This window comes from Spirosoma aerophilum, assembly GCF_054782495.1.
The window spans coordinates 1,692,157-1,716,810 of sequence record NZ_BAAGSJ010000013.1 but is presented as its reverse complement, the minus strand read 5'-3'; the positions used below and the strand labels follow the sequence as shown (position 1 = coordinate 1,716,810).

23 protein-coding genes and 1 pseudogene are annotated in these 24,654 nt (G+C 49.1%); 3 read left to right on the top strand and 21 right to left on the bottom strand.

The features are described from left to right. The 6 genes from ACYVK4_RS18550 to ACYVK4_RS18525 all read right to left on the bottom strand — a co-directional run bounded on the left by ACYVK4_RS18550 (position 1) and on the right by ACYVK4_RS18525 (position 4,980). Positions 1-189, bottom strand: a complete 189-nt coding sequence (locus ACYVK4_RS18550) for a hypothetical protein (protein WP_461129015.1) — start codon at positions 187-189, stop codon at positions 1-3. Between the two features lie 107 nt (positions 190-296). Continuing rightward, complete coding sequence (locus ACYVK4_RS18545; RefSeq protein WP_461129014.1) at positions 297-806, bottom strand: DinB family protein; 510 nt, start codon at positions 804-806, stop codon at positions 297-299. A gap of 7 nt (positions 807-813) precedes the next feature. Further along, a complete protein-coding gene (locus ACYVK4_RS18540) occupies positions 814-1,602 on the bottom strand; it encodes a glucose 1-dehydrogenase (RefSeq protein WP_461129013.1) in 789 nt (262 codons plus the stop codon). A gap of 101 nt (positions 1,603-1,703) precedes the next feature. Next, positions 1,704-2,900 carry a hypothetical protein gene (locus ACYVK4_RS18535; RefSeq protein WP_461129012.1) on the bottom strand — a complete coding sequence of 399 codons (1,197 nt, stop codon included), beginning with the start codon at positions 2,898-2,900 and terminating at the stop codon, positions 1,704-1,706. Positions 2,901-2,993: 93 nt separating this feature from the next. Then, positions 2,994-3,830, bottom strand: a complete 837-nt coding sequence (locus ACYVK4_RS18530) for a type 1 glutamine amidotransferase (RefSeq protein WP_461129011.1) — start codon at positions 3,828-3,830, stop codon at positions 2,994-2,996. Between the two features lie 49 nt (positions 3,831-3,879). Further along, the gene (locus ACYVK4_RS18525; protein WP_461129010.1) at positions 3,880-4,980 is read right to left on the bottom strand and encodes a carboxylate-amine ligase; all 1,101 of its coding nucleotides are present in this window, start codon (positions 4,978-4,980) and stop codon (positions 3,880-3,882) included. Between the two features lie 129 nt (positions 4,981-5,109). On the opposite strand from ACYVK4_RS18525, the gene ACYVK4_RS18520 reads away from it, so the two are divergent. The 3 genes from ACYVK4_RS18520 to ACYVK4_RS18510 all read left to right on the top strand — a co-directional run bounded on the left by ACYVK4_RS18520 (position 5,110) and on the right by ACYVK4_RS18510 (position 6,370). Further along, positions 5,110-5,367 (top strand): hypothetical protein, encoded by a 258-nt coding sequence (locus tag ACYVK4_RS18520; RefSeq protein ID WP_461129009.1) that lies wholly within the window; start codon positions 5,110-5,112, stop codon positions 5,365-5,367. A gap of 115 nt (positions 5,368-5,482) precedes the next feature. Next, positions 5,483-6,034 (top strand): RNA polymerase sigma factor, encoded by a 552-nt coding sequence (locus ACYVK4_RS18515; RefSeq protein ID WP_461129008.1) that lies wholly within the window; start codon positions 5,483-5,485, stop codon positions 6,032-6,034. 3 nt (positions 6,035-6,037) lie between these two features. Further along, entirely contained in the window at positions 6,038-6,370 is a 333-nt protein-coding gene (locus tag ACYVK4_RS18510) for a hypothetical protein (RefSeq protein WP_461129007.1), read from the top strand. 1 nt (position 6,371) lies between these two features. Here ACYVK4_RS18510 and ACYVK4_RS18505 read toward each other — a convergent pair whose 3' ends face one another. The 15 genes and pseudogenes from ACYVK4_RS18505 to ACYVK4_RS18435 form a co-directional block, all read right to left on the bottom strand. Then, complete coding sequence (locus ACYVK4_RS18505; RefSeq protein ID WP_461129006.1) at positions 6,372-8,024, bottom strand: hypothetical protein; 1,653 nt, start codon at positions 8,022-8,024, stop codon at positions 6,372-6,374. A gap of 23 nt (positions 8,025-8,047) precedes the next feature. Next, positions 8,048-10,258 carry a hypothetical protein gene (locus ACYVK4_RS18500; protein WP_461129005.1) on the bottom strand — a complete coding sequence of 737 codons (2,211 nt, stop codon included), beginning with the start codon at positions 10,256-10,258 and terminating at the stop codon, positions 8,048-8,050. Further along, on the bottom strand, positions 10,255-11,448 hold the full coding sequence (locus ACYVK4_RS18495; protein ID WP_461129004.1) for a BatA domain-containing protein: 1,194 nt from the start codon (positions 11,446-11,448) through the stop codon (positions 10,255-10,257). Before ACYVK4_RS18495 ends, ACYVK4_RS18500 begins: the two co-directional genes overlap by 4 nt. Before the next feature lie 71 nt (positions 11,449-11,519). Continuing rightward, the gene (locus ACYVK4_RS18490) at positions 11,520-12,371 is read right to left on the bottom strand and encodes a DUF58 domain-containing protein (protein WP_461129003.1); all 852 of its coding nucleotides are present in this window, start codon (positions 12,369-12,371) and stop codon (positions 11,520-11,522) included. A gap of 9 nt (positions 12,372-12,380) precedes the next feature. Beyond that, positions 12,381-13,364, bottom strand: a complete 984-nt coding sequence (locus ACYVK4_RS18485; protein ID WP_461129002.1) for an AAA family ATPase — start codon at positions 13,362-13,364, stop codon at positions 12,381-12,383. A 106-nt stretch (positions 13,365-13,470) separates the two neighbouring features. Then, positions 13,471-14,088, bottom strand: a complete 618-nt coding sequence (locus ACYVK4_RS18480; RefSeq protein WP_461129001.1) for a DUF4159 domain-containing protein — start codon at positions 14,086-14,088, stop codon at positions 13,471-13,473. A gap of 168 nt (positions 14,089-14,256) precedes the next feature. After that, on the bottom strand, positions 14,257-14,766 hold the full coding sequence (locus tag ACYVK4_RS18475) for a GNAT family N-acetyltransferase (RefSeq protein WP_461129000.1): 510 nt from the start codon (positions 14,764-14,766) through the stop codon (positions 14,257-14,259). A 165-nt stretch (positions 14,767-14,931) separates the two neighbouring features. Further along, positions 14,932-16,269, bottom strand: coding sequence for a TldD/PmbA family protein (locus ACYVK4_RS18470; protein WP_461128999.1), 1,338 nt, complete (start codon positions 16,267-16,269; stop codon positions 14,932-14,934). A 110-nt stretch (positions 16,270-16,379) separates the two neighbouring features. Beyond that, positions 16,380-18,020: a TldD/PmbA family protein gene (locus ACYVK4_RS18465; RefSeq protein ID WP_461128998.1), complete on the bottom strand. Its 1,641-nt coding sequence runs from the start codon at positions 18,018-18,020 to the stop codon at positions 16,380-16,382. A gap of 44 nt (positions 18,021-18,064) precedes the next feature. After that, positions 18,065-18,466 (bottom strand): annotated as a pseudogene (locus ACYVK4_RS18460) (GxxExxY protein). Between the two features lie 15 nt (positions 18,467-18,481). Continuing rightward, positions 18,482-19,840, bottom strand: coding sequence for a TldD/PmbA family protein (locus tag ACYVK4_RS18455; RefSeq protein WP_461128997.1), 1,359 nt, complete (start codon positions 19,838-19,840; stop codon positions 18,482-18,484). 103 nt (positions 19,841-19,943) lie between these two features. Then, positions 19,944-21,602 (bottom strand): TldD/PmbA family protein, encoded by a 1,659-nt coding sequence (locus ACYVK4_RS18450; protein ID WP_461128996.1) that lies wholly within the window; start codon positions 21,600-21,602, stop codon positions 19,944-19,946. 538 nt (positions 21,603-22,140) lie between these two features. After that, positions 22,141-23,232 (bottom strand): ATP-grasp domain-containing protein, encoded by a 1,092-nt coding sequence (locus tag ACYVK4_RS18445; RefSeq protein ID WP_461128995.1) that lies wholly within the window; start codon positions 23,230-23,232, stop codon positions 22,141-22,143. A 223-nt stretch (positions 23,233-23,455) separates the two neighbouring features. Further along, positions 23,456-23,653 carry a hypothetical protein gene (locus ACYVK4_RS18440; protein ID WP_461128994.1) on the bottom strand — a complete coding sequence of 66 codons (198 nt, stop codon included), beginning with the start codon at positions 23,651-23,653 and terminating at the stop codon, positions 23,456-23,458. A gap of 257 nt (positions 23,654-23,910) precedes the next feature. After that, a complete protein-coding gene (locus ACYVK4_RS18435; RefSeq protein WP_461128993.1) occupies positions 23,911-24,615 on the bottom strand; it encodes an esterase family protein in 705 nt (234 codons plus the stop codon). Between the last annotated feature and the right edge of the window lie 39 nt (positions 24,616-24,654).

The following is a 24,654-nucleotide window of genomic DNA, read 5'->3' as shown; positions in this document are numbered from 1 at the left end:
CTATTCAGACGTTTTAACGTGCTTTTTATGAACCGACTTAGTTGTTGCAGACGTTTTAACCGGCGTCGATTTCTTAACGGTCGTGGTCATTGTTTTACTCACGGGTTTGTCCTGTGATGGGGTGTTGGCAAATGCAGTAGTTCCCAAAAGTGCAGCTACGACGAAGGCAGCCAAAATGGACGTTTTCATAGAATTGAGAATGGTTTTTAAGTTAAAGTCCACCACCTTGGCGGGCTTCTGGGGTGAAAGGTCCGCTGGATTAATTAAACCCCGATGAAGGATAACTTAAAAAAAGGTTAAACTGTTAGCACGCGAACCGTTACCGATAGCTGGCCCACATGCCGCATGGTATGCTCGGCGGCATGAGTCAGTAGACCAAGTACCGTTGAAGGCAATTGCGCGCGGCCTACGCCCCGTATTTCCGTTAATGTTCCTTCATTTATTTGCCGTAATTGAGCGAGCGCTTTATCAACCTGCTCATCAAAATTTCTGACGAGTTCCTGGACGGATAACACGTTCTCTTCGGGTTTTCCTTCGGCACGCAGGGCCGTTAACTGGGCCTCCGACAACGCTTCCTGCCGGGCGTAGGTAAATAGTCGATCAAGAACACCCGTCAGGTGCTGTAAATGAAAGCCAACGGCGGCAACATTGGCCGGTCTCTCCCAAAGAAGCCCTTCCGGAAAATCACTCATGAAGGCGTGTACCTCTTCGCGCGCCTGCATCAGCGCATGGGCAACGGGTTGTACCAAAGGAGGCATGTCGGAAAGTGGGCCCCGTAACCAGACTTCGCGTGTTTCTAGAGACATGGTCTTTTTAAATTACCGTTCCACCATCTGCATAAAACAAACTGCCCGTGCTGTAAGACGACGCACTGGAGGCCAGGAACAGCGCCAGCGGACTGATCTCATCTACCGTACCCATGCGGGCAATAGGAATGCGATTCGTGAAGTGTTCCAGAATTTTTTCGTTCTGCCAGAGGGCCTGACTAAATTTTGTTTTAATGAGGCCGGGGCAGATGGCGTTGACCCGAATTCCGTCAGGACCCCATTCTTTGGCCAACACTTTGGTGAGCATGTTCAGGGATGCTTTACTGACACTGTACATGCCCAGACCCGGATCGGGCGTATGACCGGCAATGCTGCTGATCATAATGATACTACCGCCACCCCGTGCTTTCATGCTTGGATAACAAAGTTTACTCAACTCAAAGGGAGCCTTTACGTTGGCCTGCATGATCTTATCAAATGCGGCTCCATCACAGTCGAGAGAAGGGCCGAAAACCGGATTCGACGCGGCATTGTTGACCAGAATGTCAATGCCTCCGTACGTAGCAATGCTCTTGTCGACTAACTGCTGAAGCTGGTCCATATCGCCAACATGGGCAGCTATACCCGTCGCTTCGCCACCCTGTGCCCGAATATCATTGGCAAGCGCGTCGCAGGCATCCTGCTTTCGGCTGCTGATAATGACTTTGGCACCAAAACGGGCAAAAACCCGGGCCATGTCTTCTCCAATACCTTTACTGGCACCAGTAAGGATAGCGACCTTGCCTGTGAGGTCGAAAATGGCTTTTTCTGAAAGGGAAACCTGTTGTTGTTCCATATAAAAAAACGGTAGTAAATAAAAAAGTCGCCGGGGATTCGCAAATACCCGAAAGTATTGTTTGCGTCCCGGACGACTCTGTAAATTCTGAACGAACTAATTTATTTCTCGAAAAAGCAAACGGAGCCGCCAACCCAATCTTTATTCTTATTGAAATTGACGCCAATCATTTCGCCCCGGCTCAGACGACTCAGATTAGTAAGCAGTGTAGGTCGTTTGTCCGCTTTCGGCCAGATGAACAGCATGCGTATTTCGCATTTCACCAGCCCATCCGGCGATTGAATAACGGGTTCATACTTAACCTTTCGCTGTAATAGATACCCTTCCCGCTGATGAGTCGGAATAGCATCCAGATCAGCGGTCGTAATGTTCAGTTTAACGCCACTGCCCGCAAAAGAGAACAAGGGCTTCAGTACGTAATTTTCTAAGTCTTCGGGGTAGCTGCTCAGGTCAGACAAGTAGTAACTGGCTGGTACGTAAGGACTTTTTAGCAAGGGAAGGGTGTACTTGCTAATTCGAAAGAACCAGTTCGGATGCCCAACCCATTCCACATCGACATCGTCAGTTAGTTGAAAATCGGTTTGAAGATCCGGATAATTCTGGAGATCGTCGAAAATTAGCCGGTTATAAATCCGCTTAATCTCAATAAAGCGACCGTCTTTTTCATAATATAAAGTCCGGCCGTCCTTCTTTATTTTTGTAATACATACTGCTGGTATTCCGAGGTATTTCTCGGCCAGTACAAAGTCAATTCTGGTCTTTTGCTTCTCTGGGTAAATTTCCAGCAGGATAACCTCTTCCGCTTGGCAATCGCCCACGATCATCTGGCGTAACCGATCCAGATAAGCGGCATTATCGGTAACCGTGAATAAGTGAGAGAGATTGTCGGGAATGGGGTAGAGACTCCGAAACAGGCTGGCTAGATAGGGTTGAAAACAATACAGCGACGGAAACCCCTGAAACTCGATTAGCTGTGGGGTTAACTCGCCCTGCTCATCCAGACAAACCGCAAAATCGACAGCCATAAACTGAGTATGGTCATCCTCATTCGGTACTCGCTGGTCCGTAGGTATTGCCTTATCCGTCAACGTCTTGAAGTCATCGCGGGTGACGACCGAAATAATATCGTCGCAAGCCTGTAGAAGCTTGTCGGTCAGAACTTTCGGTACGAAAATGGGTGTTTCGGCAACCCGAAAATCGAGCTGGCCGGGAAAGTCGTTGTCAACGTTAGCCAAAAAAGCCCGGTAGCTCTCCGGGCTAAAGGCTTGATTAAAGGCTTCTCTGACAGATTTAATCATAAGGCATTGGGATGAAATCAGCCCTAAACCAATTTATCTTGGTTAGGTAGTATGTTTTGAGTGCCTACTAAAGTATTGCACTCAAAACATCGATCAGGCAACTTCAGGCTCTTCAACGGTCGAGGACAACGATCGAATGGCCTGGCGTAAAAATCCGGGTAGAATGACGGACTCGGTCAGGGCAATTTTGTTAGGATCCTGTAAGTAGGAAACCATGTCGTCATATTTCTCCTGGCCAAAATTCAGAACGATATGGTTTCGTTTTTCAGGCTGGAGAAAATACCGGAGCATCCCTTCGTTATCTGCTTCCGGATGAAACTGGGTGCCTATGATTTCGGGAGAAAAACGCATGGCCATAACCGCCCGATCGAGGAGGACATGGGGACGTATTTTTTCCAGACACAATATTTCAGCGCCCATCGTGTTCATACGTTCCGCATCCGGACTGGTAATCTGATAATCGCGGGAGTCCACGGCAAAGAACGGGTCAGGTAATTCTTCCAGCAAAGCTTCCGAATCACCTTCATCCGTTTTGTGTACGGGAAAAATGCCAAACGAAGTGGATTTACGACGGCTCAGTAAACCCAGGCCAAAATGACGAACGACCAACTGGAAGGAATGGCAAATTAGAAACACATATTTCTTCCGTTCATTGTGGGCATTCCAGTCGAAGATCTGGTCGATCAAATCAAAATAACGATCCTCCCATTCTTCAGACGATGCCATTGGACTACCCGGCCCGCCAGACGAAATATATACATCGTAATCCAATTCGGGCAGTTCGTTGTTGGCACGAACATCAAAAACATCGAACGCTAACTCGGCATTATCATTCCCCTGTACGTTTCGAATTATATGTAAAATACAACGCATGCCCTCATTGGCATGGTTGTTATTCATATCGAGAACAGCAATTTTTACTAAGCTCATAGAGTGTCTGTTACGGCTAACTACTGGTTAATAGTGCTCCCGAAAATAACTATCTGATACCGAAAGAAGTTTCCTGCACAATGTAATTGACCACTTGCTTCAGGTCATTTGTCTGCTGAAAAACAGCTAATTGCCTGTCGGCACCGGTACCCATTTCCAGAATTTTAAGGACATATTCACACTCTTCACGGCTTCCCAGTTCATCAACGACATCATCGATAAAGTTCAATAATTCGTGAATCAGCTCATGGGTTGGCACTTCAATCTGTTTGCCGAAGTCGATCAGTTTTCCCTCGATACCATACCGTGCGGCCCGCCATTTGTTTTCATTGATCAGAATCCGGCGGTAGGGTCGGAAATTGAGGTTTTGCTGGTGAAGCTTATAAATTTTGGCTACCAGTGCCTGCATGATAGCCGCCAGACAAATGGTTTCATCGATCCGCATCGGCACATCGCAGATGCGAAATTCAATGGTGTCGAAAAAGGGGTGCAACCGGATATCCCACCATATTTTCTTGCCGTTGTCGATACAGCCGGTTTTAACCAGCAGATTGATGTATTCGTCATATTCTGCTGCCGACGAGAAGAAATCAGGAATACCGGTACGCGGGAATTTGTCAAATACCTTCGACCGGTACGATTTGAAGCCTGTATTTCGACCGCGCCAGAACGGTGAGTTGGTCGATAGGGCGTAGATATGCGGCAGGAAGTACCGTACTGCATTCATGATCTGAACCCCTTCGTTACGGTTTTCGATGCCTACATGAACGTGAAGGCCAAATATGAGGTTGGAGCGGGCTACGTCGCGCAGTTCATCGATGAGCCGGTCGTAGCGTTCGTTAGGTGTAATAAGCTGTTCCTGCCAATCTGAGAAAGGATGCGTTCCGGCGGCTGCAATGTGTAGGTTCTGCTTATCTGCCAACTCCAGAATCATCTTTCGAAGATAGGTGACTTCCTGACGGGCTTCCTGAATATTATTACAGATATTCGTGCCAACCTCCACGACAGCCTGGTGCATTTCGGCTTTTACACGTTCCTGAAGAACTATTTGACCGCCATCGACAATCTTTGACATGTGAGACCGTAACTCGCCCGTAGCAGGGTCTATCGTTTGAAACTCTTCTTCAATACCTAGGGTAAATACGGGCATAGACGTTAAGGTTAGTGTCTGGCAGGTTTCTAATAATGGCCTGAACTATGAGGTAAGATACATTATTTTTATAAACCACATACGTCACAGATGGTTTTTTGACCAATTGACAAGTAAACAAAACAAGGTATGAGAACGCAGCGAGAGAAAAAGCTTTTAACAAAATACTGGCTATTTGGTGGGGGGGGAGCTATGCTGCTGGGCAGCGGGCTGGCCGTGTTACTGCACGGCTCCAAAATGAAAGAAGCCAATGCCGATCCCTGGTTTTGGGTGAGTACGGGTGGTTTTGCACTTATTATGACCGGTTTGGGTTTCATTGGCGATGCCAACCGCTTTCGTACCATGGTAGACGTTTTGCGCGAGCTAGATAAGCGTGCTCAACAATAGTTTCTCAGGTGTGGGTTGGTTTAGGGTCAGGGCTTGATCGTTATAATCTGGTGTCATAAATGGCTCCTTTAGCTGTCAATCCCTGACCGTTTGCTCATTAGTTTACTTACCCACCATGGCCGAAACGCCCGGACGAACTATTCTTGAGACAGTAAAGCAGTACGGAAACCGGCTGTCTCGATTTATTCGCGGGCAGGTGAAATCTGACGAAGATGCCGAAGATATTTTGCAGGATGTCTGGTATCAACTCGCCAGGGTCGTTGATCTCGACGGCATTGAAAGCATAAGCGGCTGGCTTTTTCAGGTGGCCAAGAATAGAATTACCGATACCTACCGGAAGAAAAAAAATGATTCGTTATCGGATTTGATGGGCGACGAGGATAACGATGATTTTCGCTTTCGGGAAATCCTGCTGGCCGATGCCGAAACCCCAGAAGATCAGTTTTTTAAGGATATATTCTGGGAGGAGTTGATGAAAGCGCTGAACGAGTTGCCCGAAAATCAGCGGACCGTATTTGTTCAGAATGAACTTGAAGACCGAACCTTGCAGGAAATCGCCGATGATACGGGCGAAAACCTGAAGACGATCATTTCCCGAAAACGCTACGCTGTTCAGCACCTGCGCAAACGGCTGCAACGACTGTATGATGAACTTGACAACTTATAAGCCATGAAAACTCCTTACAGGCGAATACGATTTTTTGTGCCGATTTTTATCTTACTGGCATTGCTGGCTGTTTCATATGCCGTTTACTGGCTCTGGAATACAGTTCTGGTAGCGGTTGTGCCGGTAAAGTCGGTTACATTCTGGCAGGCTGTCGGGTTGCTGATCCTGTCCAGGCTGTTGTTGGGTGGATTCAAATTTGGCCCGCGCCATGGCGGCTTTCGGGCGGGGGGCGGACCACCGACATGGCGGGACAAATGGCGTCAGATGAGCGATGACGACCGAACGAAATTCAGGCGTGAGTGGAAAAAAAGGTGTCACGATAAACCTGAATCCTGACTTACAGGAGCTTTGGTTCAACCCAAAGTGCTGTAAGGCAACCAACAAAGAGGACTAACCACACCCAGTCCGGCACCGTAGCGTTGGCCGTTCGGTGGTTAATTGTGATTGGGTTCTTTGTTTGTGCATGAGCCAGCATAAACTGTTTAATAATCTGCCGGTTGGCAATTGGGTCTGTTTGCGTACGGGCCTTCACAAAAAGTGCCAATGAGTCCTGGACCGATTGCCAGCCAGTCTGCCTGAACAGCGAGGAGCCAATAGCTGAATGTTCATTAAAAGGGGATTGAGTCAGAATTACGGTATCCTGTCCAATGACCAGCCTGCGGGTTGCCCCGGTTACATTATTGACAAGAATCTCCTGTTTCAGGCCACCGTAAACCGGCGAATTAACCTGAATACTAGGTTTCTCCGAAGACGAGAGCCGCGCCAAAATAGCGGTCCAAACCCGGCTATAGGTGAGGCTGTCCCCACTAAGTGATAATGGATAGGTTTCGCTCAGCAAACTAAAACCAATACGTCCGGCGTAACCGCGGGTACTTCGCTGCACAGCGATCGGGTAACCGGTTACGGCAACCTGGTTCATACTTTCTGTGAAGCGATAGGGGAGTGCCGTTAGTCCGTTACCAACCGGGATGGTTGCATCGTTGGCTGTTTTTCTGACCTGCCAACGGCTGCCTAAAGCTTGGTTGATGGTCCGACTTTCGGTTTCCGGATTGGTAGCGTTGATAAATAAAACGGCTTTCCCGTCGGCTACCGCTTTGCGAACTGTAGGGTTCGACGCATTTGTGGATTCTGTAATAATCAGGTCCGGAGTTGTTTTGCCAATGGCTTTACTGGCTTTGTTAATGCTGACGTTGCTGCTGATATTCTTCGATAAGGTAGTAGATACCTGAACCGTATGGCCCTGCCTGCCCAGCCAGCCCGCCAGCGTGTTACTTTCAAAATCCGGGCTGTTGAGCAAAAATAAGACGGTGAGCGGCTCAATCGGTCGGGTGAAAAAACGAACGGTGTCGAGAGTGGTTTGACCAAGTACCAGCTCCGTTTGAGTTCGTCCCCGGGAAAAGGCCGGAAACCGGAGAGTAAATGAATTAGCTCCTTTGTGAAGAGCCATACTGTCCAGGGTTCGGCCGCCGAATTTTAACCGTAGTAATGCCTCTTCTGACGATTGAATTTGTCCGGTAACCTGCTGAATCTCGCCCTGCCTTACCATACCTTTCCAGGCTATATTTTGAATGGTGCTGGGCTCACTGTAGAGTATCCATTGCAATGCTGATTGACTCAGTTGAGTAAGTGTTGACACCGGAAAGCGTTGACCGACCAGGGTTATCGAATCGTATTCATCCTGAATGTTTCGGCTCGTAAAGCTGTCCCGAATGTTAAGGCTGTCCCGGATCTGACGGGCAACGGAAGAGGGAACATCATCACCCACCAGCAATGCATGCGTGGCCGGCCGTTCGCGCTGCCATTGAAATTGCAGGAAATAGCCAACCAATACCAGCCATAGAAGGATGTTCAACGCGAACCGAAGTGATTTTCTCCCGCTGGGTAATGACTCGTTACGGCTGATGAGCCAAAGTTGACCAACCAATAAGACGACCAGCGCCAGGGCGATAAACCAGGTTATCGGTTCGGTCCAGTTTACAGGTGTTTGCATTCGTAATTCAGATAAGCTGGCCGCTAGTTAATGTGCTGCCAGAACGCTTGTTGAAGAGCGCGATCACTGACGTAAGTAGGTCCCGTTCGCTCCGATGCACCTGTCAGGGCGTATAATTTCGTTTTCAATTGGGCCTTTTCAGCAGGTGTAATCGCTTTTCCTCCGGCTAATTTTTGCAGCGATGCCAGCACCGACCAGTTTTGCAGGCCACTGTTAACGACCCCATTTGCCAGGGCGTTGCCGAGTTGTTGCAGGGTTTGGCGTTGCTGTGGATTGAGCGCAGAGAGTTCCAGGTACCCGATGGCCTGGGTCACCAGCCATTCAATTCGTTCTTTTGAATACACCCGTTCCTGATTGAAGGCCGTTGTTACGTTTTTGAACTCACCCGTTAGCCGTGTTTCCTTCTCTTTCGTTTGGGGCGGATCAAAACCGGTTTTCTTGACGTAAGACCGCGCTTTTTGCTGTGACAGTTTCAGGTATTCCAGTGCTTTCTGCTCAAACGGCAACGCTTTCTCGGGTTCATACATCCGCAGGTGCAACTCCGATGTCCACATCTGCTCCAACGCCATTTTCAGCAACGAGCGGGTCGATTCTTCATGAAACGTATTGGTTTCGGCATTGTCGTGTGAGTGAACGTACTGTTCCATCAAGGCCGCTACAGGGTCTTTATCCGATTCGGGGCCGGAGGGGCCGTGGTCGTGATGCGGTTCCTCTACGTGGTGTGCTTCGCCATGTTCCTCGCCGGTGTCATGCGCGTGAATAAACCCTTTGAGCGGGTCACCACCTTCGTCAGTGGGTTCGATATGCCCACCCCCGGCCGATGTTTCAAACTCTTCGCCCAGGAACTGGCCATAGCGAAGTCGGAGTACTTTTTGGTCGAAACCAATTTCGTTTGACTGACTCTTGAACGCATGGTTAATCGCGCCTTTTGCTGTCATTCGTTTTCGACTGGCAATCAGCTTTTCGGTGTCGATGATGATCTGCCGCTGGCTTCGGAAATACTCAGGCATGATGTTTACCGCCATGGTAGCCAGCTCACTTTCTTCGACCTGTGTCGTGTCTTTATACACCAGAAAATACGTATCGGATTTAGTAAAATTCGGTTCGGGCTGACGGTTGTCGAAAGCTGCCCAGTAGTAGTACAACTCATCACCGGGTGAAAATTTTAACTCATTAAGGTCAAGTGTTTTGGTAAGTTTAGCGTCCTTAAAATTGGCCTGACTCAGCGGAAACTTCACTTCCCGAAACTTGACGTTCTCGCCGGAACCCCGGGCAACGGTGGCGACAAGAAACGTACTCGAGACAGAAAAGTCATCTGAAATCCGGGCACCTACCGTCAGTGTTTTTGGGTCTTTGATGGTATGAAACTGATATAGTTCTTTTGAGGCCGGTTCAATTTTTGGGGCTAAATCCGGGCGGGCTTCCAGCCGGTAAAAGTCAGATTGGTAGACAACTGAATCTTTTTTTGCATCGGTGCGCCAGTAGGCTTTAATGGCGTACAAGCCGGAGTTGACCAGTCGATCCTGATACGTATAGCCGTCACCGGATTGCCGGAAGGGAAGTTCCTGTCCACGTCCATTTACCAGTCGAACCGAAAGTTGGTTGGTATGGCTGAATGCCAAACGCCACGAAAGAACTGCGCCCACAACGCTCGATGCATTCAGGTTCGATGAATTCGTTTCTGGAAGTTTGGTATAAGCCGGGGGTTGAATACGGAGGGTTGCCGATTCAAACGAGGGTGCTTCCGGCTTTTTATCGGGGGTAAATGCGGTCAGAAATCCTTTCTTTTGAGAGTCGCCAGCCGCCTTGTTCTCTAAGAGCGGGTAGCCAAAGTAAACAGCCAGTGCAGCCATTAAAAACAAACTATAGAGTCCTACTTTCGTCAACACCACAACAGGGATACGAACGTGCTGGATATGATTGTTCAGGCGGTCGAGTTGCAACTGCTCTGCCAGATTAAGTTCAGACTTTGAGAGAAGAGGCAAGCTATATTCAACATCCCCGACGGTCTGGTGAATGAGTTGAATTGCCTGTGGTTTTTTGTCTTGGTAAAGTTTGTTCAGGAAAGCACCTACCCCAAAACCAGCAAAAGCGAAGAGAACGGGCACTGCCGACGGCCCTGTAAAAGTCGCTGTGAGGAAATAAGCCGACAGGGCCAGCAACAGGCATCGAAGCAGGGTGTTGGCGTAAAGTTGGTACGTGACCGACGAGACAAGACGTTTCAGTTCGTTCATGCGTTTTTAGTTAAAGCGAGCCAGCGTTCAACGGCTAATAACCCAATGAATACCAATAGAAGTGCATTTTGAAGGCCTGCATGCTGCTCTGTTTTGGGCTTGCTGATAAAAACAAACAGCGATTCCAGATCTTTCGAGCTGACGGGTCCGGTCGCTAAACCCGACCCGTAATGGTGCAGAAACTGTGTCCCGAGCCATTCGGGTAGTTGTCCTGTGGCAGCCCGGTCTGACGTTTGAGGAGTCAACGACTCATTGGCAAACGTCATGTTCGGCTGTCCATCAATCGGCCCGGTGCCCGAAATAGTATACAGGGTTTGCGGAGATGGAACGGCTGGTGCTTTATCCGTTAATATCCAGTTGTAGCTTCGGTTCGGTACAGGTTCTTCATCAACTGAAAAGTCAAGCGCATAGACATCCGTCAGAGCTGCCAATGCAGCTTTAACGGTCTTCTGTTCCTGTGGGTTTTGGTAACGAAGCAAAACGGCTATCGGGCCAGTATGAACAGGTGTTGACTGGAACCTAAGCGACGGGTCAAGTGCCGGAACGCTCACTAGTTTTCCCGCCCGATTGAGAAATAACTTTCGATCATTTTTGACAACCAGATAGGGGCGAAGCTGCCCTGATGAATCAACGACGGTGTGCAGTCTAAACGTGGTTGGTACCGAAATGGCGGGCACATCGGCGAGTTTTCGGCTATTGACGAGGTAAAGATGGAGTTCAGTGTTTTTCGTGTCCAGTCGGTTAATGGCCGTTTGGAGCTGTAGTGGGTTAAATCGGGTCGATGGCTGAAATGGATAGGGCTTATCGTTCAACTCACTAAGTTGGTCATCGGCCCAAACGACTTTCTCGCCTTTTTTTTGGGCTTCGCCAAGTTCAAACCGGTAATTGTCGGCAACGGCTTTGCTAGGCTGAACCAGATGTACTTTCTGAATAGTGGGTGGTTGTAAAAACCAGTTTAAAACAGGCTGTGCCAGCAGAAACGCCAGCAAGACCAGCAACAGGCACCGGATTATCAGCAATGGAATGTTGTCGAGCCGCAGGCCACGGCTTTGCTGATTTTGCTTTTCCAGAAGCCATTGCGTAGCCGCCCAGGGCAGTGGTTTTCCCTGCTTCTGGTGCCAGAAGTGGATCACCACCGGAATCGCGACGGCTAATACACCCCACAACAAAAACGGCTCAACAAACTGCATACTTGGTTATTAAGTTTTTGGTTTTTTAGGAGGGTTATCTACCCCACCACACAGGAATGAATAACCGCTATTTAACTGGTTAGAAACTGCTTTAACACCAGAGCGATCGGGTCGCTCAGGCGAACGCGGATAAGTCGGACATGCGGAATGCGCAGACTTTCTTCTAACTTGGTCAGATACGTGGTCGCCCGTTCCCGAACGGTTTCCCGAATGGCATCGGCCTGTAATTCTATCTCCTTGCCCGTTTCAAGGTCCTGAAACCGATAGAAGCCGTTCATCGAAAAATTAACCTCTTCATCGCCCAACAGCTGGAACAGAACAATTTCCCGGCGAGGAGCGGCTACACGTTGGATTAATTGAACCCACTCATCATCAACCTGTAGAAAGTCTGAAGCGATGATAAGCACCTCGGCCTGCTTACGCCCAAATTCAGGAATAGACGGGCCTCGGTTGTCCCAGGCTCCTTTAGCTTCACTGGTTTCAAGGGTTGCTACAATTTTCTGAAAGGCCTGTTTGCCCGTCGGTACCATCGCCTGCACCAGCCCATTTTGTAAGGCGAACAAGCTCAACTGATCCCCTTGCCGGTTACTCAGGTAGGCAAGCGAGGCCAGCAGGATTTTGGCGTATTGCAACCGGCTTACGGCACCTTCAGCGTAGTTCATTGACCCCGACAGGTCGATTAGAAAACGAAGCTGCTGATTACTTTCCGTAGCCGACTCACGAACCAGATAGTGGCCTGATTTGGCGAACAGTTTCCAGTCGATCCGTTTCGGGTCATCGCCGGGGGTATAATGACGAAACTGTTCAAATTCTGTCCCAATCCCCGATCGCCGACTGGTTTGAATACCCAGCAACAACTCATCGCTTACCAGTTTGCTGGCCAGTTGCAGGTTGTTGAGTTTAATGAGTTCGGTGATGAGCATCAGGGCGGGTTATTTCACAGTCGACAGAAGTTCCTTGATTACCTGATCGGTAGTGATACCCTCGGCTTCGGCGCGGAAGTTAAGGGCGATTCGGTGGCGCAGAATGGGGTAAGCCAGTGTCTGAATATCATCGGGAATGACCGAAAAACGTTCGTTTAATACGGCTCTGGCTTTGGCACATAACACCAGGGCCTGTCCGGCACGGGGACCTGCTCCCCACTCGCTCCATTGCTTCACAAAAGACGAAGGTGAATCTGCCGGCCGGGTTGCCCGGACGAGCCGGTTGATGTAGTCTATTAATTCGTCGCTGATATGTACCTGACGGGTCAGCTTTTGCAGTTGGATAATATCCTCGTCGGAGAGTATCGTTTGCAGTTCCGGCCGGGCCGTGCCCGTCGTACTTTTCAGGACTTCCAGTTCTTCGCGTTCCGACGGGTAGCTAAGCTTGATGTACAACAGAAAGCGGTCTAACTGGGCTTCGGGCAGCGGATAAGTTCCTGCCTGTTCAATTGGGTTCTGGGTCGCAATGATCAGGAATGGCTTAGGCAGTACATAGTCGTTACCTCCGTAGGTTACCTTATACTCCTGCATGGCTTCGAGCATAGCCGCCTGCGTTTTGGGGGGCGTACGGTTAATTTCATCCGCCAGCACGACATTGGCGAAGATGGGCCCTCGATTGAAAACGAACACTTTGTGGCCTGTTTCGTGGTCATCTTCCAGAACCTCCGTACCCACAATGTCGCCGGGCATCAGGTCAGGCGTAAACTGAATGCGTTTGAAGCGCATCGCCAGAGCGTCGGACATGGTTTTGACCATGAGCGTCTTGGCCAGGCCGGGAACGCCTTCGAGAAGGCAGTGGCCACCCGCCAGGAGCGAGATCAGAACTTCGCTGATGGCTTCCTGCTGTCCAATAATTACCTTGCCGATTTCCTTTCGTAACTGGGGCAGCTTGGCCACCAGTGCTTTGTAATGAGTTAAGTCTGTTGAATCCAATGGTTATATCGTTCAGGTTGCAGTTAGAAGAATGTATGATGTATGATAAAGGATATATGTGTCTTCTAAATGGGCACTTGACTATACATCATACATCTCTTAAAAATCACGCTGTCAGGGCGTAGGTGATAATATTGACGCCGAATTTAGTGTTGTCTTCGGCCAGAAATCGTTTGTTTCGAAAGTCATAGTCCCACTCACAGCCGTAATCTTTGTTGCTGTATAAGACACCAATTCGACCGTTTATTGTGATGGCTTTCAGGTAATCATGGACCAGGTCATCGCCCCAGCCATTCAATTCAAAGGAAGTGGTGGGTGGACCTTCCTCGAACTTAAAAAAACAGGTGTAGAGGGGATGTGTATTCGGAATTTTCTGTAACGCTTTCTGTCCGAACGTACGGCCCATTTCCTGCTCGAATGATTTGGCAAACAAGCCGTCAACATCGTGGTTGCAATCGTCAACAAAGACGAAGCCGCCGTTTTGTACGTATCGTTTGAAGTGGTCACGCTCCTGCGCCGAAAACTCCACCAGCTTATGCCCGCTCAGGTAGCAAAAAGGACTTTTAAACAGGTCAGGGCTACTCAACTGCACCACCTTCTCCTTCTGATCAATCGGCAGCGTCGTGTACTCGACCAAGGAATGCAGCAGGTTCGACGGCATCCGCTGGTCGGTATCCCAGTCGCCGGACGTGTACTGAATACGGGTAAAGAAAAAAGGTTTCAAAGGCGTTTGTTGAGAAAGTATTTAAGTCAGCGTAATTGTCAATGGCTACCTATTTAACCATTGATATTACTATTAGTGGTTATTATTATCCTCATTGTAGTGAATACAAATAACCAGCTGTAAAAAAGGCTTTCTTAGGTTAAAAATAGCTGTTTTTGAGGAGTAAGCCTATATTTTCATTGGCTTTTCCATCACGTTATCATCCATTATAAAGCCGTTTCCAATGTCTATCGTTTCCGTGTTAACTGTAGAAAAGCCCATTCGTTCGTAAAACTGAATAGCCTTGTTAAACTTGTTCACATTGAGTGAAAGGGTGGTATTTCCATGAGCCGATGCCAGCCCGGCAACCTGGTCAATCAGCAATCGGCCAACGCCTTTTCCCTGACTGGCGGGAAGCAGATAAATCTTGTGAATCTTGGTTTTTGACTGCCCGTTGTAGTCGAACTCATAGGAGATAAATCCAAGGTAAACCCCGCTATCGCTATCCTGGGCTAGTAAAAAAACATGATTCTTCTCGTTCACCTGAGCCTTGAGGGCGTCCATACTGTACATCATGTTGAGCATGTACTCAATTTGTTCAGCAGACAGGATCTCGCCGAATGTCGACGGCCAGGTCTGGTAAGCAATGTCGCGAATGATGGGAAAGTCGGGTTCGGTAGCTTCGGTAATGGTAATCATGAAACGAAAAAAATTAAGCAGCCGGATTCATCAATGTTTGTAACGTTTCCAGATTGGTCTGCTTGTCAAATTGTTATGATGAAGTTACGAAATGATAGATCGTGTTAAAGTGTAGTACTGACCGGGCCGGTCAGTACTACATAAATTGTCCTTTTTAAGGATGGCTTACACCGCATCCGACAGACTCGTGAACGTGAACTCCCGGATTTTCATCGGTGGTATCAGGTAATTCTGATCCGATTCCGTACTGAGTACGCGCTCGGGTTTGCCCAGCGACTCTAGATTATTCAGCATAATAACCGGACTTTCATTGAACCGGAAGTTTTTGACCGGGTGCTTGATTTTGCCGTTTTCGATGTAGAATGTCCCGTCACGGGTGAGGCCCGTAAGCAGAATGGTTTGCGGGTCTACTTCACGAATATACCAGAGCTTGGTGACCAGAATACCCCGCTGGGTGCTCTTGATCATGTCTTCCAGCGAAGCCGTTCCACCCGTCATAATGAAATTATTGGGGTAAGGCAGGGGTTTCTTGCCCTGTTTCTGAGCCCAGTAGCGTGAATAAGCGAGATTTTTGACAACCCCTTTCTCGATCCACATCGTTTTGGCCTGAGCCTGTCCATCCCCCGACCAGGGCGATGCAGGTAAGTCCGGATTGGTCGGGTCGGAATAAATAGTGACACGCTCATCGACAATTTTATCGCCCAGACGTGATTTGCCACCTGCTTTGCTGAAATACGACCGACCTTCATCGGCTGAGCGGGCATCCATGTTGTAGAAGATGTTTTCCAGCAAGACGACAGCGGCCGTTGGTTCCAGTATGACCGTGTATTTTCCAGGCTCGATGGCTCGTGCCTCGGCCGATCCTTTGGCTTTCTGAATGGCGATGCGGGTAGCCGCTGCTGTATCCAATTTGTTGAAATCGCTATAACCACGTGCCACATATCCTGATCCTTTGCCGTCGTTGGTCCGAACGGTCAGGGAGAAGTTGACATTGGTGCTGGGGTAATAGGCAAACAACCCTTTGGAGTTCATCATGGCTGAAAAGCCATAATTGTCCTGCAAAAAGCCAGCAGCCGCCAGATTTTCGGCACGGGATAGTTCGAGGCTTTTAGCGACGACCTCGGCTCGGGTGTCGGGGGTAACTTTAGCCGTCGAGTCAAAAAAGCCATTTGACTTCAGGTATTGCTGAGGCCCGAGAACCCCTACGTACTCGGGGTTTTCAGGCGCTAGCCTGGCCAGTTCTTCAGACCGACGTACGACTTTTTCCAGTGAAGCATCATCGAACTCGTCGATAGTCGCTACACCGACTTTCTTGCCAAAAGCCGATTGAACCTGTAGATTCTGATTGATTAGGGAACCACTGGTAGACACTTCATTACGGGCGTAACGCAGGTTTCCACGCTCTTCGCCACCCAGATTTACCTCGCATTCGTCAGCTTTTGAATAGCTGAGAACCTTCGTGAGCAGTGCTTTCGCTTCTGCCTCAGTGAGTATGATAGCCATGTGTTTGGGGCCACAGAGATTTACGGAGTTACGCAGAGATACACAGCGAAAATTTTAAGAAAATCTCTCTGCATCTCCGTGTAACTCGTTGCATCTCTGTGTCATAACGTTTAGATTTTCCGTGCCGTATTGATCACATTGACGCCGTTGAAGCGGGCAGTGCTGCTGCCGTGCGAAACGGCACTCGACTGAGAGGGTTGGCCTTTGCCATCAAAGAATGAGCCACCGAGCCGGTAATCGCGTTCGTCGCAAACCTGAGCGCAGGAGTTCCAGAATTCCTGGGTATTGGACTGGTAGGCCACATCTTTCAGCATACCGACAATTTCCCCGTTTTTAATTTCGTAGAACAGTTGACCGCCAAACTGGAAGTTATATCGCTGCTGGTCGATGGAGAAGGAGCCGTCGCCGATGATGTAGATGCCTTTTTTGACATCCTTAATCATCTCCTGAACGGACAAAGGTGTTTTGCCAGCCGCCAGCGAGACGTTGGCCATGCGCTGAAACTGGACGGAACTCCAGCTGTCGGCGTAGCAGCAACCCTGTGACTCTTTCTCGCCGATGATGTGCACCTGATCGCGGATGGCCTGGTAGTTGACCAGTGTGCCGTCTTTCACCAGATCCCACTGTTTGGTTTTTACGCCTTCGTCGTCGTAACCAACGGCTCCTAACGATCCCACCTGTGTTTTGTCGGCGATGAGATTGACCTGCTTGCTGCCGTAGTTGAAGTTCTTCGACTGCCATTTGTCCAGCGTGGCAAAGCTGGTACCGGCAAAGTTGGCTTCGTAACCCAGTACACGGTCGAGTTCGAGTGGGTGTCCAACCGATTCGTGGATGGTGAGCCACAGGTGCGATGGGTCGAGGACGAGGTCGTACTTGCCCGCTTCCACCGACTTGGCTGCGTGTTTGGCGCGGGCCTGTTTGGCAGCAGCCGTTACATCTTCGAGCATGTCGTAGCCTTTGTTGTAACGGGTAGTAATGCCCGTGACTTTATCGGCCGGATTAACCTGCAGGTATTCGTAGCCCATGCCCATGGGCGAGCTAAGCGTATTTCGTGTCTCGAACTTACCTGTTTTAGGGTCAATGGTGGTAACGGTGAAATTTGGCCAAATACGATGAATGTCCTGATCGGCATAGGTGCCATCGCTCGACGCAAAGTACTTCTGCTCGTTCACCATAAACATCACCGAATTCACGTAGTTGGCTCCGTTCTTCAGAGCCGCGCTGTTGACCGATAGCAGTAAATCAACCTTTTCTTTGATGGGCACTTCAAATGCGTTGCGTTTGATGGGCGCTTTCCAGGATACTTCACCGTAGCCTTTCTGAGGTGCCAGCTGAACCGGCTCTTTCATCAGTCGGGCGTTCGCTTTGGCAATGGCCACTGCTTTTTCGGCAGCTTTGGCCATATCGGCCTCGTTCTTCGCGTCAACAACGGCGGCAAATCCCCAGCAGCCATCGGCAATGACCCGAACGCCAACACCATAGGATTCCGTGTTGACGATGTTCTGGACTTTGTCTTCGCGGGTAATCACGAACTGATTCAGGTAGCGGCCAATGCGAACATCGGTATAGCTGGCGCCTTTACTCTTTGCCGCGTTGAGGGCAGCATCGGCCAGGCGCTTTTTCACGGCGACGTCGATCCCCGCTTCCAGAAGGGCTTCGGGGCTAACAGTACGCGAAAAGGCGGGAAGGGAAGGAAGCAGGATGCCCGCAGCACCCATGCCTATAAGTTGGTTAAAATCTCGACGGTTCATGTGTTTTGGTTGGGTCACAGAGATGCACGGAGACGCAAGGAGATTCACAGAGAAAAGTTTGTAAATCGTTTAATGCCGTCGCGTAACATCCTGACGCGAAAATTGATAAGTAAGCCTAAGCGGTAGTTGCCAAATTTTAGGTAGGTCAGCAATTGGGCCATGTGTAAGTCATTGAGCTCCTCTAGGGTTTTAAGCTCAATAATCAGCGGGTTTCGACGAGCAAGTCCAGTCGATAGCCATGTTCCAATGTGATCTGCTTATAAATGATTGGCATTGATTTTTACACGTTCCACAGAGAGACCAAGGGAATGAATTTCGTAAAACAAGCATTCCGGGTAGGCCGATTCAAGCAAACCAGGGCCAAGTGCCCGATGTACCTCAATGGCTTTTCCAATTACGATGATTGCTAATTCATCCTCCGTGTGTCTCTGTGTGGCTTCGTGCATCTCTGTGGCAAAATCTTACACAGCATCAGATAAACTCGTGAACGTGAAGTCACGAATTTTCATCGGCGGTATCAGGTTGCCACCCGCGCGAACGGGTTTGCCCAGCGCTTCGACGTTATTCAGCATGATCACCGGACTTTCGTTGAACCGGAAATTCTTGATCGGGAATTTGATCTGACCGTTTTCGATGTAGAACGTCCCGTCACGCGTCAGGCCCGTATACAACTGCGTTTGTGGATCAACCGCGCGGATGTACCAGAAACGCGTGACCAGAATGCCTTTATCGGTGCTTTTGATCAGATCGGCCAGGGATTGCGTACCGCCAAGCATGATGAAACCACCGGGAGCCGGCACTGGCTGAACGCCTTTTTTATCGGCCCAGTAGCGCGAGTAGAACATGTTCTTCACTACGCCCTTTTCGATCCACGTCTGTTTTTGCTGGGGCAGGCCATCGCCACCACCCCCCCCAAAGCGGCCACCACCGCCACCACCTCCTCCGCCGAAGGGCGAGAGTGGTAAATCGGCATTCATAGGGTCGGAGATAAAGGTAACGCGCTCATCAAAAAGCTTTTCGTTCAGGCGGGTGCCTCCTCCTTTTTTGCTAAGGAAGCTTCGTCCTTCATCGGCCGAACGGGCATCCATACTACGCACCATATTTTGTAGCAGTTCGACAGAAGCGGTCGGTTCGAGGATAACCGTGTATTTGCCAGGCTCCAGGGCTCTTGCGCTTGCCGAGGCCATCGCTTTCTGCATGGCAATCTCGGTAGCGGCCTTTGTGCTGAGCTTGCTCACATCATTGACATCCGGGTTGGCATAGCCCGATCCAAGACCATCGGCCGTACGCACCGTGATGGAAAAATCGACACTGGTTGCCCGGTTATAGCCAAATAACCCTTTGCTATTGCCAATCGCCGTAAAACCAGTGGTGTCCTCCATATATCCGGCGGCTGTCAGGTTTTTCTTGCGGCAGGGGTCAAGGCTGTCGAAAGCGGCCTGAGCACGGAAATCAGGGTTGATCTTTGCCGTATTCTCTGAGTATGTATTGGTTTCCAGATAGGTCTGGGGGCCTAACATGGGCATGTACTCCGGGTTTTCGGGAGCCAGTTTGGCGATCTCCTCCGCCCGCCGAACGGTTTTTTCCAGCGACACATCGTCAAACTCGTTGATGGTCGACGTACCCGAACGCTTGCCGTAAACGGAGGTTACGGCAAGTGCCAGATTATCCGATTCGCCACTGGTTGATACCGAGTTACGAGCGTACCGAATGTTACCGGTACGGCCACCCGTCAGACTGACGCTCATTTCGTCGGACTTTGAGTAACTCAGTACTTTATCAATTATCTTCTTTGCTTCTTCTTTTGTTAAGATTGCCATTATTTAGTTCATTAAGTGTAAAAGTGGAGTCGTAGAGCAGGTAAGTGGAGAGCCGTTTTATCGAACCTACTGACTGCACCAGTCTACTATTTTACCACTTTCACTATATTTTCCGACCTGTATTAATCACGTTGACTCCGTTGAAGCGGGTGGTAGCGCTACCATGAGAAACGGCACTTACCTGAGAGGGCTGCCCTTTGCCATCGAAAAACGAACCAAATGTGCGGTAGTCATCCTTATCGCAAAGCTGAGCACAGGAGTTCCAGAATTCCTGGGTGTTGGACTGATAGGCCACATCGTCGAGCATCCCGACGATCTCCCCATTCTTGATTTCGTAGAACAGTTGTCCACCAAACTGGAAGTTGTACCGCTGCTGGTCAATGGAGTAGGAGCCACGGCCAATGATGTAAATGCCTTTGTCAACTCCTTTAATCATGTCGAAAACGGATCGTTTTTCGGCCCCCGCCTTCAAGGATACGTTCGGCATCCGCTGAAATTGAACAGAATCCCAGTTGTCGGCGTAACAGCAGCCATTCGATTCTTTTTCGCCCAGGATGGCCACCTGATCGCGGATGGCCTGGTAGTTGACCAGAATGCCGTCTTTGATCAAATCCCACTCCTTGCAGGGAACGCCCTCGTCGTCGTAGCCAACGGTGCCGAGTGTATGGGGCTGCGTTTTATCGGCGACGATATTGACCAGTTTGCTACCGTAATTGAACGATTTGGTTTTCCACTTGTCCAGCGTGGCAAAACTGGTACCGGCATAGTTCGCTTCGTAACCCAGCACCCGATCGAGCTCGGTGGGGTGGCCAACCGATTCGTGAATGGTCAGGCCGAGGTGGTTGGGGTCCAGCACAAGGTCGTATTTGCCCGGCTGAACTGTTTTGGCGGTCAATTTTTCCTTAGCCTGTTTGGCCGCCAGAATGGCATCTTCCAGCATATCGTAGGAATTACGATAGCCGACCAGTCCATTGGGGGCTTTGATCTTCTCCGAAGCCAGTCCATCCAGATACTCATAGCCCATGCCCATGGGCGAGCTAAGGGCGTCGCGGGTTTTAAATTTACCCACCGCCCGGTCAACGGCCGATACGGTGAACGTGGGCCAGATCCGGTGAACATCCTGATCGATATACGAGCCATCCGTCGAGGCAAAGTACTTCTGTTCGTTCACAAAGAACAGGTTCGATGTGACGAAGGCGGCCCCGTTTTTCATGGCTTCGCCGTTCACATTCATCAACAGATCTATTTTCTGCTGAACCGGAATTTCGAAGGCATTTTTCTTGATGGGAGTTTTCCAGACGACTTCCCCAACGCCCTTTTGGGGAGCTAACTGGACAGGCTCATTTTGGAGTTTGGCGTTCGCTTTCGCAATGGATACGGCGGTTTCGGCACATTTGGCAATGCCGTCGGGCGTTACGTTGCTGGTAGCTGCAAAGCCCCAGGTTCCATTGGCGATAACCCGGATGCCTACTCCAAATGACTCCGCATTTGAGATGTTCTGGACCCGATTTTCGCGTGTGAAAACAAACTGCTGAAGGTAACGCCCAATGCGAACGTCGGTGTAGGTTGCCCCTCTGCTTTTGGCGGCATTGAGGGCAATATCGGCTAATCGTTTCTTGGCTGCCGTGTCGATGCCTACGCCCCGACCACTTGCTTCCAGCAGGTACTCAGCTGATACAGAATTGCCAAGAACCGGAACTCCAGCCGCTAACAGACTGCCAATACCCAGGCCAGACAATTGAATAAAGTCTCGTCTTTGCATGTATAAAGAGAATGATTGTTGATGTTTGAGCCCATAAAGAAGCCCGGAAAAAGCACGAATATGGCTAAAAAAGCGAACCGATTAATAGAGAAGTTTTATTTTGTGACGAACGGTAAGTCGTTACTCGCTGTAAATCCCCAATATTATTCGGTATTATTGCTTATACACAGGGAATTCCTGATACTCGATGAATGAATTAGAATGATCCTCGTTATGGCTATGAATTTGCAACAGGCAAACGCGTTTATTTAGGATTTCCTGATTTCCACCCATGCGAACATCCGTGATCTGGAAGAGAAGAAAGCGTTTGCGGACCAAACGTCGGACCGCCTTGAGGAGCAGGACTACCTTGATGGACGTTTGTTCAGTTACCTGGAGGAGCTGGCAATTTTACGCACTTCGGCTCGTGACACCAGAATTGACCCGAAGTTGATCGGCCTTTGATGAGCCGAAGCCTAGGTCGGATTGCCTTTAAACGAATAGTGCCGGAAACCCGTATTTAACCGGTTCCGGCACTATTCATCGACAACGTCTCGTATTACTTCTTGGCTTTCTTCGGTTTTGACTCTTCTTTTTCCTTGTCAGCTTTTTTCGGCTTATCCTTTTTTTCTTCTTTTTCTGCCTTTTTAGATTCTTTCATCTTAGGCCCTTCCGAAGACTGCTCAGCCACTCTTTCGGTTGGCGTATTCATGACCGAATTACGCACAAAGGTGCCCCAAGTCAAATTGTCCTGCCCTTTCTTCGCTTTCTTCGCTCGTTCGATGGCCATGTTGGCGGCTGCTTCGACGACCCACTCAAAATTCTCCTGACCAACCGAATGGATATCGGCATCGGGTGCCGGATTGCAAAAGTCAATGGCAATGGGGATACCATCACGCACTGCAAACTCAACGGTATTGAAATCGTAACCAAGACCGTGGTTCAGTTTGAGCACATAGTCGGTCATGGTGGCCAGTAATTTTTTGCCCGCATCGCCGGTGGTTTGCATTTCGGCTGCATAGCGGAGGTGGTGCGGGTTCCGGGGCTCATAAGGCATAATCCGAACGTCTTTCCCGCCGATGCAGTAACAGCGAAAATAGTCCGTAAAGTCAATTGCTTCCTGATACAGCATAACTAGTTGGGCTGTCTCGTCGTAGGCTTTGAACATCTGGTCGGGATTGTCCACTTTGTACACACTCTTCCAACCGCCACCCGCGTGTGGCTTCATGAAGGCCGGGAAGCCAATGTGGTTGAAGATGCCTTCCCAGTTCATATGCTTTAGGTTACGAAACGAATTATGATTGGTATCGTCCGGACGTTCCTTGGAAGGCAGCAGAATCGTTTTCGGAACAGGAACGCCTAACTGAACGGCAAGTGCATTATTGAAGAATTTTTCGTCGGCACTCCACCAGAAGGGGTTATTGACAACCGCCGTGCCGGTGAGAGCGGCATTTTTTAAAAAAGCCCTATAAAAAGGTACGTCCTGTGAAATTCGATCAATAATAACAGCATAATCGGTCGGCACGCTTTGCTCGACCTGCTCGATGCTGACAAACTCAGCCGGGAACTGGCTTTGTTTGTCATTGACGCGGTCGACAAATGCCTGAGGAAACGTGTTTTCCTGACCGAATAAGATTCCAATTTTATTCATAATGCTGGTTTTAGTTAGTTGTATCTATAATTAAGTGTGTATCTGCCAATAGAGAGCAAACCATTGATGGGTTGTGCCTTAGTGACTGGTAAAAGTAGCAAAAAAAGGATACCCTGTTCATGGGTTAACCGATCCATGATTTTATTGTTACCAACCAAATAAAAAAAGCCCGATCGGCAACGGTCGGACTTTTTTGATGGGTAGGGACTCGGCAGCCGATAGACTAGTCAGCACTGAATTCACCGGCGGGTACCTGCAGGATACTTTTAAAGTAGGCGTAAGATTCTTTAAAATGTACCGTGTTCTTATGAATGAATGTGATACTGATGCCTTTGCCATCCGACTCAGCACTTTCAATGGATGCCAGGTTGATAATGATCTTTTTGCCATCCACGGCCGTTAATTCGCAAAAACTTGTCATGTTGTATAGATGAAATGGTGAATCAGAAATATACGAACAGAACGTTGTTTTTTACATAAATTTTGACCTATCCGTTTATTAATCAGATTAATAGACGGTTTGCCGAATAGCGTGGCAACCTGTTGCCAATAGCACTTACAAAGGATCTTTCAAGTAGTCCATTACATACTTAAATGAATGGACCAAAGTGCAGGTAAATGCGCTGACGTCTGATTGATTTGAAATTTAATACGTCATCGACTTAACGGAGCTTTTCCCTAAATCATACTTAAGTACCTTGGAAACTGGTCTTTCCAGACTGGCCAGTCGTGGTTACCCCAGGGCGTCACATCCAGTTTGTGGCGAATTCCTTTGTGACCCAGTATCCCCGACATTTGGTAATTCGCATCCTTCGTGAAATCATATTCTGAAGTGCCCAACACGATGTTCATGTGATAGAACTCATTGTTCTGGGCATTGGGCAGAAAGTCGGGCGGGTTATTAAAATACACGTTCTCGTCGTAATAATCACCCAGAAACGACCGGATATTGAACATGGCCCCCATCGAAATCAGATGGCCTACCTGCTCTGGATGTCGGAAAGCGAAGTTCAGGGCGTGATAACCACCAAAAGAAGCCCCAGCTACGCCAATTTTCTGTACGTTGCATTCCCGCTGAACGCCGGGTACAAACTCTTCGTGCAGAAACCGATCATACAGCACGTGGTTCCAGATACGGGTGCCGGGATGCAGGTGTTTGGCATACCAACTATCCCGATCAATGCTGTCGATACAGTACAATTTAATTTTTCCTGTTTCAACAAACCAACGGGCAGTCTCGGTCAGGCCAAAGTTTTTGTACTCATAATAGCGGCCCATGGATGTCGGGAAAAGAATCACCGGATAGCCCCAGTTTCCATAAACCAGCATCTCGATGTCGCGACCCAGATGGTGCGAATACCATTTTCGATAATCTTCCTGCACGATTGTATTTGTTTGTTGATAACGTCGCAAATTTCGTTT